This is a genomic window from Gemella bergeri ATCC 700627, from assembly GCF_000469465.1.
Taxonomy (GTDB): Bacteria; Bacillota; Bacilli; order Staphylococcales; family Gemellaceae; genus Gemella; species Gemella bergeri.
The window spans coordinates 3,556-17,055 of the sequence record NZ_KI271873.1 but is presented as its reverse complement, the minus strand read 5'-3'; the positions used below and the strand labels follow the sequence as shown (position 1 = coordinate 17,055).

19 protein-coding genes are annotated in these 13,500 nt (G+C 31.7%); all 19 read left to right on the top strand.

Annotation, left to right across the window (positions count from 1 at the left end; all coding sequences use genetic code 11):
* The first annotated feature begins 9 nt into the window (after positions 1 to 9).
* On the top strand, positions 10 to 414 hold the full coding sequence (locus HMPREF1983_RS06860; protein WP_021753587.1) for a phage Gp19/Gp15/Gp42 family protein: 405 nt from the start codon (positions 10 to 12) through the stop codon (positions 412 to 414).
* Positions 401 to 739 carry a hypothetical protein gene (locus HMPREF1983_RS06855; RefSeq protein ID WP_021753586.1) on the top strand — a complete coding sequence of 113 codons (339 nt, stop codon included), beginning with the start codon at positions 401 to 403 and terminating at the stop codon, positions 737 to 739. The genes HMPREF1983_RS06860 and HMPREF1983_RS06855 overlap by 14 nt, the downstream gene beginning before the upstream one ends.
* Complete coding sequence (locus HMPREF1983_RS06850; protein WP_021753585.1) at positions 732 to 965, top strand: hypothetical protein; 234 nt, start codon at positions 732 to 734, stop codon at positions 963 to 965. The genes HMPREF1983_RS06855 and HMPREF1983_RS06850 overlap by 8 nt, the downstream gene beginning before the upstream one ends.
* The gene (locus tag HMPREF1983_RS06845; protein WP_021753584.1) at positions 966 to 1,301 is read left to right on the top strand and encodes a hypothetical protein; all 336 of its coding nucleotides are present in this window, start codon (positions 966 to 968) and stop codon (positions 1,299 to 1,301) included.
* A gap of 13 nt (positions 1,302 to 1,314) precedes the next feature.
* Positions 1,315 to 1,878: a phage tail tube protein gene (locus HMPREF1983_RS06840; protein WP_021753583.1), complete on the top strand. Its 564-nt coding sequence runs from the start codon at positions 1,315 to 1,317 to the stop codon at positions 1,876 to 1,878.
* A gap of 3 nt (positions 1,879 to 1,881) precedes the next feature.
* Positions 1,882 to 2,148 (top strand): hypothetical protein, encoded by a 267-nt coding sequence (locus tag HMPREF1983_RS06835; RefSeq protein ID WP_021753582.1) that lies wholly within the window; start codon positions 1,882 to 1,884, stop codon positions 2,146 to 2,148.
* Positions 2,149 to 2,162: 14 nt separating this feature from the next.
* Positions 2,163 to 2,528, top strand: a complete 366-nt coding sequence (locus HMPREF1983_RS06830) for a DUF5361 domain-containing protein (RefSeq protein ID WP_021753581.1) — start codon at positions 2,163 to 2,165, stop codon at positions 2,526 to 2,528.
* 1 nt (position 2,529) lies between these two features.
* On the top strand, positions 2,530 to 5,298 hold the full coding sequence (locus HMPREF1983_RS06825; RefSeq protein ID WP_021753580.1) for a phage tail protein: 2,769 nt from the start codon (positions 2,530 to 2,532) through the stop codon (positions 5,296 to 5,298).
* Positions 5,299 to 5,300: 2 nt separating this feature from the next.
* Complete coding sequence (locus HMPREF1983_RS06820; RefSeq protein WP_021753579.1) at positions 5,301 to 5,990, top strand: phage tail domain-containing protein; 690 nt, start codon at positions 5,301 to 5,303, stop codon at positions 5,988 to 5,990.
* The gene (locus HMPREF1983_RS06815) at positions 5,987 to 6,916 is read left to right on the top strand and encodes a phage tail spike protein (protein WP_021753578.1); all 930 of its coding nucleotides are present in this window, start codon (positions 5,987 to 5,989) and stop codon (positions 6,914 to 6,916) included. Before HMPREF1983_RS06820 ends, HMPREF1983_RS06815 begins: the two co-directional genes overlap by 4 nt.
* Entirely contained in the window at positions 6,909 to 10,037 is a 3,129-nt protein-coding gene (locus HMPREF1983_RS07590) for a hypothetical protein (RefSeq protein ID WP_021753577.1), read from the top strand. Before HMPREF1983_RS06815 ends, HMPREF1983_RS07590 begins: the two co-directional genes overlap by 8 nt.
* Before the next feature lie 11 nt (positions 10,038 to 10,048).
* Positions 10,049 to 10,297, top strand: a complete 249-nt coding sequence (locus tag HMPREF1983_RS06810) for a hypothetical protein (RefSeq protein ID WP_021753576.1) — start codon at positions 10,049 to 10,051, stop codon at positions 10,295 to 10,297.
* Positions 10,284 to 10,733 (top strand): DUF1366 domain-containing protein, encoded by a 450-nt coding sequence (locus tag HMPREF1983_RS07585; protein WP_021753575.1) that lies wholly within the window; start codon positions 10,284 to 10,286, stop codon positions 10,731 to 10,733. The genes HMPREF1983_RS06810 and HMPREF1983_RS07585 overlap by 14 nt, the downstream gene beginning before the upstream one ends.
* Entirely contained in the window at positions 10,708 to 10,842 is a 135-nt protein-coding gene (locus tag HMPREF1983_RS08005) for a CD1375 family protein (RefSeq protein ID WP_281170873.1), read from the top strand. The genes HMPREF1983_RS07585 and HMPREF1983_RS08005 overlap by 26 nt, the downstream gene beginning before the upstream one ends.
* 49 nt (positions 10,843 to 10,891) lie before the next feature.
* Entirely contained in the window at positions 10,892 to 11,281 is a 390-nt protein-coding gene (locus tag HMPREF1983_RS06800; RefSeq protein WP_021753573.1) for a phage holin family protein, read from the top strand.
* Positions 11,282 to 11,536, top strand: a complete 255-nt coding sequence (locus HMPREF1983_RS06795) for a phage holin family protein (RefSeq protein ID WP_021753572.1) — start codon at positions 11,282 to 11,284, stop codon at positions 11,534 to 11,536.
* 297 nt (positions 11,537 to 11,833) lie between these two features.
* Positions 11,834 to 12,352 (top strand): PBECR4 domain-containing protein, encoded by a 519-nt coding sequence (locus HMPREF1983_RS06790; RefSeq protein ID WP_021753571.1) that lies wholly within the window; start codon positions 11,834 to 11,836, stop codon positions 12,350 to 12,352.
* A gap of 45 nt (positions 12,353 to 12,397) precedes the next feature.
* Positions 12,398 to 13,129: a CHAP domain-containing protein gene (locus HMPREF1983_RS06785; RefSeq protein ID WP_021753570.1), complete on the top strand. Its 732-nt coding sequence runs from the start codon at positions 12,398 to 12,400 to the stop codon at positions 13,127 to 13,129.
* A gap of 173 nt (positions 13,130 to 13,302) precedes the next feature.
* Positions 13,303 to 13,500: hypothetical protein (locus HMPREF1983_RS06780; protein WP_021753569.1), on the top strand; the 198-nt coding region annotated here is incomplete at its 3' end.

Here is a 13,500-nt window from a genome sequence, read left to right as displayed (position 1 = left end):
AGGTGTAAAATGACTACACTTGAACCGTTCGCTAATGTTGATGATTTAGAAATTTTATGGAGAAGAGTTGAAGAGCATGAGAGGGTGCGTGCTAAAGAACTTTTAAGCATGGTATCTCATGTGTTAAGAGTGGAAGCTAGAAAGGTTAATAAGAATTTAGATTTATTGGTAAAAGATGATGAAAGTTATTCTTATCTTGTTAAGTCGGTTGTTATTGATATTGTAGCTCGAACTCTTATGACTTCTACTAATCAAGAGCCAATGACTCAGTTTGCTGAGTCAGCTCTTGGTTATTCTGTTTCGGGTTCTTATTTAGTCCCTGGTGGCGGTCTTTTTATAAAAGATAGTGAACTAAAACGTTTAGGATTTAAGAAACAAAGATACGGAGTAATTGATTTTTATGACGTTACTTAAAGGTATAAATATAATTTTGATTAACAAAATACAAAATGGAGTTGACGCTTTTGGACATCCCATTTTTGAAGACAAAGAAATAATTGTTAAAAATGTATTGGTTGCTCCTGCTTCTACAGATGATATTACTAATTCCGTAAATCTAACTGGGAAAAAAGCTGAATACACGATTGGTATACCAAAAGGAGATGTTAACGCTTGGGAAAATAGAGAAGTTCTATTTTTTGGTAAAAAGTGGAGAACCATCGGTATTCCTCAAGAAGGTATTGAGGCTATGATACCGTTAGATTGGAATAAGAAAGTTATGGTAGAACGATTTGAGTAGAAAATTTGTTTTGAATAGTCGTGGTGTAGCTGAACTCATGAGAAGTCAAGAAATGATTGAAATTTTGAAAGAGAAAGCTAAGACTGTTCAAGAAAAAGCAGGACAAGGATATGAAACTAATGTTTTTGTTGGTAAAAATAGGGCAAATGTGAGTGTTAAAACTAAAACTCGTAAAGCTGCTCGTGATAACAATAAAAATAATACATTGTTAAAGGCATTACGCTAAATGATTGAAATTATTGTTAAAAAATATCTTTCCGAAGTTTTAGAAATTCCAGTTGTGTTTGAATATCAAAGCAACTTACCTAAACGATATATTTTATTAGAAAAGACCAGTGGAAATAGAGACAATTTTTTAAATTCATCAACAATAGCTATTCAAAGTTACGCTGAGTCATTATACGAAGCAGCAAAATTAAACGAAAAAATTAAAAATCTAATGTATGATTTGATAACTGTAGATGAAGTTTCTAGGGTTAGTTTAAATAGTGATTATAATTATACCGATACAGAAACTAAAAATTATCGTTATCAAGCAGTGTTTGATATTTATTATTATTAAAAGGAGATAAAACATGGCAGATGTAAATAATGTAACTTCAGCAAAACCAAAGATTGGTGGCGCTATTTATTCAGCACCTTTGGGGACAGCACTTCCTGAAGACGCTACTACAACATTACACGCTGATTTTAAAGCGTTAGGATATATTTCAGAAGATGGACTGGTTAACGAAAACACAGCTAGTACTGATAATATAAAAGCGTGGGGCGGAGATATTGTTGATACTGTTCAAACAGAAAAAACAGATACTTTCACATATACATTAATAGAATCATTAAATATTGATGTTTTAAAAGAAATTTACGGTAAAGATAATGTTACTGGAGATGTTAGTACAGGTATTACAATTAAAGCTAATACTAAGGAATTAGAACAACATTCAGTAGTAATTGAAATGGTGTTAAAAGGCGGTATTTTAAAACGTATTGTAATTCCTAATGGTAAAGTTGGAGAAGTTGGAGAAATTTCTTATACTGATTCTGAAATGGTTGGGTATGAAACTACTTTAAATGCGTTTCCAGATTCAAAAGGGAATACTCACTATGAGTACATAAAAAAAGCTAGTAAGGAGTTATAATCAATGAATAAATTAACAGGTGTGACTAAATCGGGATTTGCGTATTCTATCCCGGAAAAGAACTTGAATAACTATGAACTTATAGAAGTATTAGGTGATTTAGAAAGTAATCCATTGCTTTTGCCTAGAGTTTTAAAACTTTTATTAGGGAAAGAAGCAACAGAAAAATTAAAAGATCATGTAAGAGATGAAGACGGAATTGTAAGTAGCGATAAAATATCTGAAGAACTACAAGATATTTTTCAAGCTCAAGCTAGATTAAAAAACTAATAATCCTTGCTAGTATGCTAGCTACCGATAAAGAGGCTGTCATTTGTGATTTAGCTGAATATTATCACATTTATAATTATAAAGATATGCCACCATTTCTGGTGGCTATTTTTTGTAAAGGATTAAGTGATGATTCACGTATTAAGTTGAAAATGTCTAAACAAAAAGTGAAGTTAGATACTATTTTATTAGCGTCTATCGTGGATAGATTAACTTTATTAGTTTGGTTTAAAACAAAAGATGGACAAAAAGGTAGAAATCAACCTAAGTTGCTTATTGATAGTATAAATAAATCAGTTAAGGAAAAAGAAGTACTGATATTTGATACTAGCGAGGAGTTTGAAAAGATGAAAAATAGAATATTGAAGGAAGGAGGATAATATGGCAACTAATTTAGGAAAAGCGTATGTTCAAATTATGCCGTCAGCTAGAGGAATTTCAGGTATGATATCTAAAGAAATATCTGGAGAAGTAAATAGTGCCGGGCAACAAGCGGGGAATACTTTGGTATCTAAAATAAAAAGCGTGATTCTTGCTGCAGGTATTGGAAAATTATTCGCAACTTCATTAATGGAAGGTGGAAAACTTCAACAATCGTTAGGTGGGATTGAAACATTATTTAAGAAAAATGCTGATACGGTAAAACAATACGCTAATGAAGCGTATAAAACGGCTGGATTGTCAGCTAATGCTTACATGGAAAATGTAACAGGTTTTAGCGCTAGTTTGCTTCAATCATTAGGAGGAGATACTGCTAAAGCCGCTAAAATAGCAAATATGGCGATGATTGATATGGCTGATAATTCTAATAAAATGGGGACATCTATGGAGTTAATTCAGAACGCTTATCAAGGTTTTGCTAAGCAAAATTATACGATGTTAGATAACTTGAAATTAGGTTATGGTGGTACTAAACAAGAAATGCAACGTTTGTTAGCTGATGCGCAAAAGTTAACTGGCGTTAAGTATGATATTAACAATCTATCGGATGTATACGAAGCTATTCACGTAATTCAAAAAGAGTTAGGCATTACAGGAACGACTGCTAAAGAAGCATCGTCTACTCTACAAGGTTCATTTTTTGCGATGAAAGCAGCATTTACTAACTTATTAGGTAAATTATCATTAGGGCAAGATATAAGACCTTCGCTAGAAGCGTTAGCAAGTACAACAACCATTTTTTTAGTAGGTAATTTTTTACCCATGGTAGGTAATATTTTAAAAGGTTTACCTACTTTGTTAATAGGTGCGTTTTCCGGACTTGCAGGACAACTGAAAGGGATATTAGGTGGTGAAGTAGTATCAAAAATTCAAGAATATTTAGGTCAAGTAACGGTAGCGGTAGAATCATTTATAGATGTGCTTACAGGTGCAATGTCAAAACAAGAAAGTGTTGACTTGATGAGTAGCTTAGGAATAGATGAAGGTACAGCAAATACCATTGTAAATATAGCCGACAATATCCGTACTGCATTCCAAAATATTTGGGAAGCTATAAAGAATGTAGGAACAATTGTTGGTGAATTTATTGGGGATTTACTAGGCATCAATAGTACTGAAAGTAGTGTTAGTGGATTAAGTACAACATTTGAAGTTTTAAGCGGTGTTGTGAAAACTGTAACGGGATGGATTAAAGACTTTACTACATTTTTAAGAGAAAATGAAACAGCTACATCTTTAGTCAAAGGAGCGTTGTATGGGTTATTAACTGGATTCATAGCTTTAAAGGTGGTAGACAGTATAAAACTTGCGATAACTGGTTTTACCACTGCATTAACTATAGCTAAGAATACAATGGCTGCTTTCCAAGTTGGCATAACTGTTGTAAGAGGAGTAATAGCTACAGCAAGAGCTGCAATGATGTTATTCAACGCAACTTTATTAGTTAATCCGATTACTGGCGTTATTGTTGCTATTACTGCTGTAGTTGCAGCTTTAACGTGGTTTTTCACTCAAACTGAAATTGGAAAAGCAATATGGCAAGGTTTCGTTGATTGGATAAAACAAGCATGGCAAGGTATATCGGAGTTTTTCTCTAATTTATGGACTGGTATTTCAACAGTAGCAATTACAGCGTGGAATATGATTACACAGACAGTTATGGCAGTTGTTCAACCTTTTATAGTGATATTTACGCAAGCATGGAGCGTTTTAAAAGAGACTATTAATACTATTTGGGAAGGTATTAAAATGATTTTTCAAGGCGCATGGGAATTTATCAAAAGTATTGTATTAGGTGCAGCTCTTATCATAATTGACTTAGTTACAGGAAACTTTACTAAATTAAAAGAGGATTTACAACTTATTTGGGAGGGTATTAAAAATGCCATTCAAATAGTTTGGGGAGGTATTAAAACAATAGCGGTAACAGTTTGGACAGCAATTAAAACTTTTATAGTAACATTAGTAACTGGGCTAGTTAACGGAATAAAAACACTGTGGGAAGGCTTCAAAACTTTCTTTAGCACACTTATTAATGGGGTAAAAAATATTGCGGTAAATACTTGGAATAGCATTAAGAATTCAGTTGTCAATACCGTAAATAATCTTGTGGGTGGCGCAAAACGAGCTTGGGAAGATTTGAAAATAAGTGTTAGCGAAACGGTTGATAGAGTTAAAAAATTTTTTAATAAACTTTGGGATATTAATCTTTTTGATATAGGGAAATCTATCATGAGAGGGTTCTTAAATGGCTTAAAAAATATTTGGGAGGATGTAAAAAGTTTTGTTGGTAAAATTGGGGATTGGATAAGAGACCATAAAGGTCCGATTGAGTATGATAGAAAATTACTCATTCCTGCAGGTATTGCTATTATGAAAGGTCTTGATGAAGGACTTATTGACAAGTTTAAAGCTGTTAAGAGTACAGTTAGTAGTATAGCTGGAGAAATTAATAAAGGTTTTACTAGTGAAATTACTGATATTGAAGTTGGTAGTAATATAATAAAAGATTTGGATATGGATTATATGGCTACTGCTGATTTTTCATTTAGTGATAAAAATGATGATGTAATTAATGCATTAACAGATGTACAAGATTTACTACAAAAAATAGCAGATAAAGATGTAAGCACGTATTTAGATGGTGAGAGGTTGGCTAAAAATTCATATGATAGACAAATGACTTTTGTTAGAAGGGAGGGAATTTAAGAGTGATTAAAATTAATGGTACTACTTTACAATTTCCCGATTATATACTGACAGATGCAGGTGTTATTCGCACCGCTAAACGTCGCGTTTCAGAAAATACAACAGTATATGGAGCTAATGGCGACTACGTTGTATACGATGAGGCATATGAAAGTCAAGATCGCACGCTTAAATTTTCTGTATCTACATACGAAAAAATAGTTTATTTAACGAATTTGTTTAATGATAATGAAAACGAAATAGAATTTGATTATCTACCCAATTCTAAATTTCATGCAGAGTTAGAAGAAATTACTTATTCTAAACACGGTCAATATCGTTGGTCTGTTGATATTAAATTAATATTTGATCCATTTAGATATTCGGTTGATGTAGGGGTAACTACTTTATCCAAAAGTGGGACAATCAATAATTTAGGAGATGTTTTTAGCGAACCGATTATTGAAATCGAAGGTAACGGAGAAATTAGCTTAACGATAGGTAAGCAAACTATGGCTTTAAATTTGGATACTAAAGCTCGTATTGATTGTAGACATCGAAGACAGAATATTTATGATAAAAATAATAACGTTAAAAATTCTATTCGCACAAAGGGTGGTTTTTTTGAAATTCAACCAGGATTAAATGGAGTTTCTACTAGTGGAAATGTAGCAAGTGTAAAAATATACGGTAATTGGAGGTGGCGAATTTGATTTATTTAAAAAACGGAAATATACCGCTTAATTTAGCTTATGAAGATATCATTGTTCAAGAAAAAAATAGTACGTATCAGTTAAGTTTTAAATTCCCGACAAATAATCATTTATGGGGGAGTTTAGTTGAAGAAACCTTGCTTTTAGCTGATGACTTACATGGAGAGCAAGAATTTATCATTTTCGAAATTGAAAAACATCACGCTTATATTACTGTCTATGCTAATCAAGTTGCTACTTTATTAAATAATTATTCTATTGGTGAGTTAAGTGTAAATAATGCCAGTGGTGATAGAGTAATGAGAGGGCTTGTTAGCAGTATTATTCGAGAACATAAATTTACTTTTTCATCTGATATTGCAGCAATGCACAGTATTAATTTAAAAAATGTAACTGTAGCAACAGCATTATTTAAAGACAAGCACTCTATTCTTGGAGAATGGGGTGGTGATTTAATTCGTGATAAATACGATATTAAATTATTAAGTAATGGAGGTACTGAAAAGGAAGCTCTTTTCATGTACAAAAAAAATTTAAAATCTTACCAACAAAAGAAATCTATAAAAGACTTACGAACTCGTATTCACTTTACTAAAACAATCACATCTCAAAATAAGGGGGAAGAAGATAAAGTAATAAAAGTAATGGTAGATAGTCCTTTGATAAATAAATATAAAAATATTTATGAAGGGAATTTAGAAGTTAATGACCAAGATGTGATTGATAGCACAACCTTAACTAAATACGGTGTGAATTACTTTAAAACTACACTTTGTGATGTTATTGAGGAAAGTATTGAAATAGATGTTGTTGGCAAGCCTGATGTTCCTGTTAAGATATTTGATACAGTTACCATTTTTCATGAAAAGTTTAATCTTGATGTAAAAAAAAAAGATAACAAAATATACTTTTTCACCAATGAGTAAAAAACTAAAAACTATTGGTTTTGGCAAAATTCAACAAGGGTTAGGGGCTGCTCTAGCAAGTATGATTGATGATGCTGTTACGGAAAAAGTAGAAACTAAAGTTGACGCTTTTAAAATCCAAGAAAATTTAAAAAAACTTCTAAAATTAGATAAAGCTGAGCTTGAAGAAAAGATGAAGATTTTAGAAGAACAATCAAAAGGTGCTTTAGAAGTTAAAAAAGCGCTGTTCGAAGCTGATTCTACTATTCCTCAAATAGTTAAAACTAAAATTTTAGATGCTGTTGAAGCTGAAATAGGTCGTTTAAAAACTATAATAACAGAAGCAGAAATGATTAAGGCAATTCAAGCCCATTTAGATTATGCAACAATAAAAAATGCAATAATTGACAAGGCGTTCATTAAAGAAATTATCAGCGATGAAACTTTTAGGCAAGAATTTGAAGAGGGAGATGTAACAACTCAAAATATTTTCACAAAAATACGTGATAGAATTCAGAGTAATATTAGAAAAGACTTTTTAACTAAAGACGAAACAAAAAAACTAGTTAATGATTTAGTAATTAGTGAAGATGGGATTCGTCAAATTACTCAAGAAGAAACTGCCAAAATTATAAAGGAGAAAAAATCCGAACTCAAAGGAGATAAAGGAGATCCGGGTAAAGATGGATCTTCAATCAATAGAAACTTTGTGAGAGGATCTGGAAATCTTTCGTTAGCATCAGGAAAATGGAAAGACGGAACATTTAGAAAAAGTGGTAAAGGTAATATAGAAGTCGTTGATATTCCTGATTCTCCTATCCCAACAATAAAGAAAGGATTTAAAATATTATCAACTGACGGCGGAGTAACACAAGACGAATTTCAGCTTACAAAAGGCAAATGGACGGTTAGTTGGTGGGTGAAAGGAAAAAAAGGTCAACGTGTGCAAATCCAAACTTATTGGAGTGCGTTAGATACTTCTAGCGGAGTAGGATTTTCAACGTTAACACAAGACGGTTGGCAATTAGTATCTTTCACATCAGAAGCAACAAAAGAGGGAATTTACAGCATATCATATATTTATTTAGCGAGTGGAGATCCTATTATTGTGACTGCCCCTAAAATAGAACAGGGTAATATTGCAACTCCGTGGTGTCCTGCTTATGAAGACTTACAAGGAAAAGACGGTGTAGTGCCAAATTACAATCTTATATCAAATACTCACTTTCCAAATTTTGCTGCGGCTAGAAATGTTAATAATGCCAACTTAAAACTTATAGAAAATGACTACAACGGTCACAATTCTATTGATGTTAGCATATCAGGATTAACAGAATTTAAGTGGAAAGGATTTGATATGCAAAGTAGCATATCATCTTTCAAAAAAGGAGATAAAGTTGTAATACGATTGCCGATTTATATATTTGATGATGTGAATTTAGATTCTGATATTATATTATCACTAAAAAATCATAATAAGGATAAAACCTTTAAGACTTTCAATTTAAGTAATGGGACTGTTAAAAATCAATGGATTGTTAAGGAATTTAGTTTTATTGTTGAAAATGATTTCAATTTTGAAAGAAAAAATTGGTTTTATGTTTACGCCACGAAAAACGGTCATTTTAAAGTCGCCGAGCCTTATCTTGGATATGGCGAAGAAGTGCCTAATTCTTGGCTGCCATCATTAGAAGACCTTAAAGGACATTCTCTGACCGCTACAGCGTGGTATTCAGGAGAATATCAAAATAGTGTTACTAAAAATGTTAAAATTCATTTAAAAGTGTATTATGACGGTGAAGTAGTAAAAGAGGGCGTTAAAATTTCTATTCCTGAATTAGGAGAAAATGGCAAAGATATAAAATATAAAAATGGTGATGTTATATTAGAAATTTTGGACGGTAAAAATCAAACTGGGAAAAGTTTATATACCCTATTTGAAGTAGAGTATAATTACCTAAAAGCGACGGCAGAAGCACGATTGAATAATTCTACAGATCCTACTGTTATTGAAGAAGTGGTTACGAAAAGCAAACAATTTGAAAGTACCTTAAATAACTTTGTATCAACTATTTCACAGCGAACTAAAATATTAGAGGGTAATGATGAAATTCGTAAAAAATCAATTACAGATTTATATTCGAAAATATCTCAAACTAATAGTGAAATAACATCTATTGTTAAGAAAACTACAGAAAACGAATTATTACCTTTTAATCTTTTTAAATCGCAAAGCGGAACTAGCGATATAACATTCAACTTAACTGAAAATATAAAAGCCGGGGAAGTTTACACAATGGCGTTTAATTGTGATTTTGAGAATAGTAAAGTTATGTTTCCAAAAATGCTACAGGTAAAAAGATTAGATGATTATAGCGGCGATGATATTCTAAGTAATTTAACTCAATATCAGATATTCGTTGCCAATCGTAAAAAAACTATAGTAAAAATTAAGCCTGATTATGATTTATCAAGAATTTATATGGATAACTTTGGTAGTGCTAAGAATGTAAAATTCAAGGATATATATATTCTAAAAGGCGACAAGACTAATCTTTTTAAAACAGATTTAGTTTCAAAAAGTGAAGTAGGAACGATCATACGTCAAAATTCTGAATCAGTAAGAATAGCGTGGAATAATTATTCTAAATATTTCCAATTCGAAGATGAGAGTTTAACGATATATGAGGGTACTAAAAACGAAGATAAAAGAAGGTTGAGGTTAGATTATACCGGGACAAATTTTTATGATACAAACGGTCAGTTTTCTGGTGGAATAAGAGGATATTACAAGCCTGTGTCATGGGGTGCTCAAGCAGATTTTTATTCAGGAATGAATTTTTTGGTAAAAATGAATGGTCGGATAGGTTGGTTTGAAGAAGTAGAGGAATGGGGTAAATCTTACGAAAGCCCGATTTTAAGTTTCAACTACATCAGCAATGATAATGATGGTAACGAAAATAAAAACAAATTAGTTGCAGGTAGAAAATTAGTGTGTGAAAATGGCTTGCATATTGGCGACGATGTTACCGTCAAAGGAGTCCAAGGCGATTCAGGAGGATTAAAAGGTGAAAATACCAATGTAAAAGTTAGCGGTTTAACTCTCAAATTTAGGAGAGGAATATTAGTAGAAGTTGTGTAAGGAGCGATATAATGACAAACAAAACAACAATGCCTACAGCAGTTAGGGTATTAAATGCAAAAAGTGATATTACTAAATTTACAGAAATTACGGCTAGAGATTATGGATTATCTGCCGTAGAAATGACTGGGATAATATCCCAAGTATTAATCGAATGGCAAAAACGAGAGTTAATTGAGGTTAATGATAATTTTAATAAAATTTTGAAGACGTTAAATGAGGTTGAATCTAAGGAGGACAATAAAGATGTCAAAATTTAAATTTAGTTGGCAAATCCCAACTTATTTTGAGAGTAAGATAGTATCTACCAAAATTCAAATTGTATCAGATGATTCTAGCAATGTAATAAATGTTACAGTGCCTAAAGATTGCAGCAATTATTCAGATATAGAGCTTGTAAATTTAGCGTTAGAGCAGTTTTATCAAGAAACCTATCCTAATAGGGCGGAGAATGAGAAATTCGCTGAAATAGATAAAGTAATCCAAGATGGGCGAGATACTATTAAAAAGATTAAAAGTGAGTCAGAAACCACTCAAGCGGTAGTAATGAATCTATTAAATCAGCTAGCGGCTAAAGGTGAATTAACCCCTATGGCAACAACTCCTAGTAAAGAATTGGAGAAAGAAAATGATAAACAAACTAAAGAAACAATGGAAGGGGGTGAGGATAATGATGGAAATGTTATTCGCAATTAATATTGCAGCGGGAAGATGGGAATTTAAGAATGTTCACCCTATATTTCACCCTGGCGTTAAAGCGCAATTAGAATTAATGGGATTAGGTCACTTAGCTGTGGCGGCATAGTAATAAGGGGTAAAATGCCCCTTTTAAATTTAGAACGGAGATAATTTAAATGGCATTAATAGAATTAAGATTTTCGGATTTAGTAATACATCTTAGGGAATTCTTTAATATTGCAATTTTATATATTGTTATGGCGTTAATAATATTTGATATATTATCTGGGATTGCAAAGTCTTGGGTTACTCATGAGGTCAACTCAACACTAAGCAGGAAAGGGATTCTTAAACACACAGCTATTATTATGTTTATCATAATATCATTTCCAATTCTAACGGCAATTGGATTTAAATCTGTGGCAACAACTATAGTTTTATATCTTATATATAGCTATTTAATTTCAGTTATCGAGAATTTAACAGTATTAGGAGTTCCTTTCCCAAAAGGAATATTAAAAAGACTTACTAAATTAAAAGATTTAATAGAAAACAAGGAGGAATAAATGACAGAATTACAACAATTTTTAAGTCCAGCAATAATGGCACTTTGTTTACTGATAGGAAACAGCATTAAGACTAGCTTCCCTAAAATACCTAACAATTATATTCCTGCAATATTAGCAGTTGTAGGGGCAGTTTTAATTTGCATATTAGAGGGATATTCAGGACATAATATCGTGACAGGTATTGTTAGTGGCTTAAGTGCAACTGGACTACATCAAATTCATAAAGGGATAAGAGAAGTTAAAAATAATTAACACACTTTGAACAGTTGTTTATAGTGTTTGACAAAAAGTAGAATTTGTATTAAAATAAATTCAGAGATAAAAAGGAAACTATTCACCTCCTTTCAGTCTCGTTTTAACGTTAAAATTCGTAGTGATACGAAAGTGTAATAGAAGCACATTACACTGCTTGGCAGAGCTTAAGAACTGTTCCTTGGAGATAAGCCTAAGAAGCACAAAGAGGAGTTAGTCAACCAACAATTCGACTAATCGTAAGACCTGGTTAGAGTCTTTTCTAATCCGTGCTTAATTTTGTTTTATGGAGAGAAAATGGATAATGTTGATTTAAAAAAATTGTATGATGATTATAAAAAGAAATTTCATAATAATTCTTGTATGATAGAAACGAATTATAAAAAATTAAATGAATTTATAGTCAAATTCAATATTTTAGATTTACATCATTTATTTGGAATTCATAAACTTGAAAATATTAACGCTAGCAAAACTAAAGAATTTTTAGAGAAAAATGAATTAGATTTAAATAAGTATAGAAAATATAAGAACTTTAATGAAGTAGTTAATAGGATCAATAATTATAATTTTATATCGGAAATTTTTATTGATAAAAAATATAATTATTGCATATTAGCCAAAGATTTAAATAAAAATACTATGAAATTATCTGTTGTATTTTATAAAGAAAATGAGGATAAATATATAGTATTCGGATTGAGAAAAATTTATAAAAATGTTTTTGTACCTACTACATTACATGAAGGTAGAGGACAAGCAATTTATAAAAGTTATAGACAAACTAAAATTAAAAATATTAAGTGGTTAGACTGAGATTATTCTTGGTCTTTTTATTATGAAAAAATGGAGGATAAATAAATGGTTAAAACAATAGATATAGTAAATGAAGCAAAAAGAATAGCAAATTTAGGAATAGGGGTAGATCAAGACGGAGCATATGGCACTCAATGTGTCGATTTACCGAATTACTTAAGTGTATTATTCTTTGGTAAAGCATTAAGAGGTAATGCAATAGATTTATTAAATAGTGCTAAATCATTAGGTTATACAGTTGAATATAATGTGGTAGGAGATGTCAATTCTAAGCCACGTGCGGGGGCGGTGTTTGTTATGGATACCACTTATATTGCTGGTCATTCTTACGGGCACACAGGATTAGTAATTGCTGATAGTGACGGGTATACAATGAGTACCATTGAACAAAATGTTGATGGTAAGGCTGATAGTTTATATGTAGGCGGTCCTGCCCGATATAGAAATCGTGACTTTAGTGGCATTGTTGGGTGGTTCTACTTCCCAGTGAACGACACACCGGCTAATAACCCAGCTAATACCGATTTACAAGCATTAGATAAAGCTAGAACATTCAAGGTAACTGTTGATAAGTTAAATGTGCGTTCAGCTCCATCGTTAGATAGTGAAGTAGTAGCAACTTACGAAAATGGTGAAGAATTTAATTATATGGAATATTGCTACGCTAATGGTTACGAATGGTTATCTTACATCTCGCACAGTGGAGAAAGACGTTATGTTGCAAGTAAGGAGCTTGAAACTGGTAAAGAATATGGTGAATGGAGATATAGAGATTAATATTCCTTGTCAATTCCAAAGATATGTAGTATAATGTAATTACTTTATTTTTATTCATTTTTATTCACACCCCTTATCATTTAGATAGGGGGTATTTTTTATTTCACTTGATTTAGTAGGTAAAATATGATACTGTTAATGCGTATAAAATAAAATTTAAGGAGGAAATAAAAATGAAAAAAGTAGTTAAGATTACTGCAAAAGTTTTGCTAAGTACTGCATTGTTATCATCAATTATAATTCCCACATCTAACCAAGCAAGAGCTGATTGGAAACAAGATGAAAACGGTTGGTGGTATGATGAGGGAAATGGGAGATATCTTGCTGATGGAAGCTGGTCGATTGGAGGAAAAGCTTATCGTTTTGATAAA

Excerpts from the sequence above, each read along its gene's own strand:
- HMPREF1983_RS06860 (WP_021753587.1), top strand. The coding sequence starts at position 10 with ATGACTACACTTGAACCGTTCGCTAATGTTGATGATTTAGAAATTTTA.
- HMPREF1983_RS06855 (WP_021753586.1), top strand. The coding sequence starts at position 401 with ATGACGTTACTTAAAGGTATAAATATAATTTTGATTAACAAAATACAA.
- HMPREF1983_RS06845 (WP_021753584.1), top strand. The coding sequence starts at position 966 with ATGATTGAAATTATTGTTAAAAAATATCTTTCCGAAGTTTTAGAAATT.
- HMPREF1983_RS06840 (WP_021753583.1), top strand. The coding sequence starts at position 1,315 with ATGGCAGATGTAAATAATGTAACTTCAGCAAAACCAAAGATTGGTGGC.
- HMPREF1983_RS06835 (WP_021753582.1), top strand. The coding sequence starts at position 1,882 with ATGAATAAATTAACAGGTGTGACTAAATCGGGATTTGCGTATTCTATC.
- HMPREF1983_RS06830 (WP_021753581.1), top strand. The coding sequence starts at position 2,163 with ATGCTAGCTACCGATAAAGAGGCTGTCATTTGTGATTTAGCTGAATAT.
- HMPREF1983_RS06825 (WP_021753580.1), top strand. The coding sequence starts at position 2,530 with ATGGCAACTAATTTAGGAAAAGCGTATGTTCAAATTATGCCGTCAGCT.
- HMPREF1983_RS07590 (WP_021753577.1), top strand. The coding sequence starts at position 6,909 with ATGAGTAAAAAACTAAAAACTATTGGTTTTGGCAAAATTCAACAAGGG.
- HMPREF1983_RS06810 (WP_021753576.1), top strand. The coding sequence starts at position 10,049 with ATGACAAACAAAACAACAATGCCTACAGCAGTTAGGGTATTAAATGCA.
- HMPREF1983_RS07585 (WP_021753575.1), top strand. The coding sequence starts at position 10,284 with ATGTCAAAATTTAAATTTAGTTGGCAAATCCCAACTTATTTTGAGAGT.
- HMPREF1983_RS08005 (WP_281170873.1), top strand. The coding sequence starts at position 10,708 with ATGATGGAAATGTTATTCGCAATTAATATTGCAGCGGGAAGATGGGAA.
- HMPREF1983_RS06800 (WP_021753573.1), top strand. The coding sequence starts at position 10,892 with ATGGCATTAATAGAATTAAGATTTTCGGATTTAGTAATACATCTTAGG.
- HMPREF1983_RS06795 (WP_021753572.1), top strand. The coding sequence starts at position 11,282 with ATGACAGAATTACAACAATTTTTAAGTCCAGCAATAATGGCACTTTGT.
- HMPREF1983_RS06790 (WP_021753571.1), top strand. The coding sequence starts at position 11,834 with ATGGATAATGTTGATTTAAAAAAATTGTATGATGATTATAAAAAGAAA.
- HMPREF1983_RS06785 (WP_021753570.1), top strand. The coding sequence starts at position 12,398 with ATGGTTAAAACAATAGATATAGTAAATGAAGCAAAAAGAATAGCAAAT.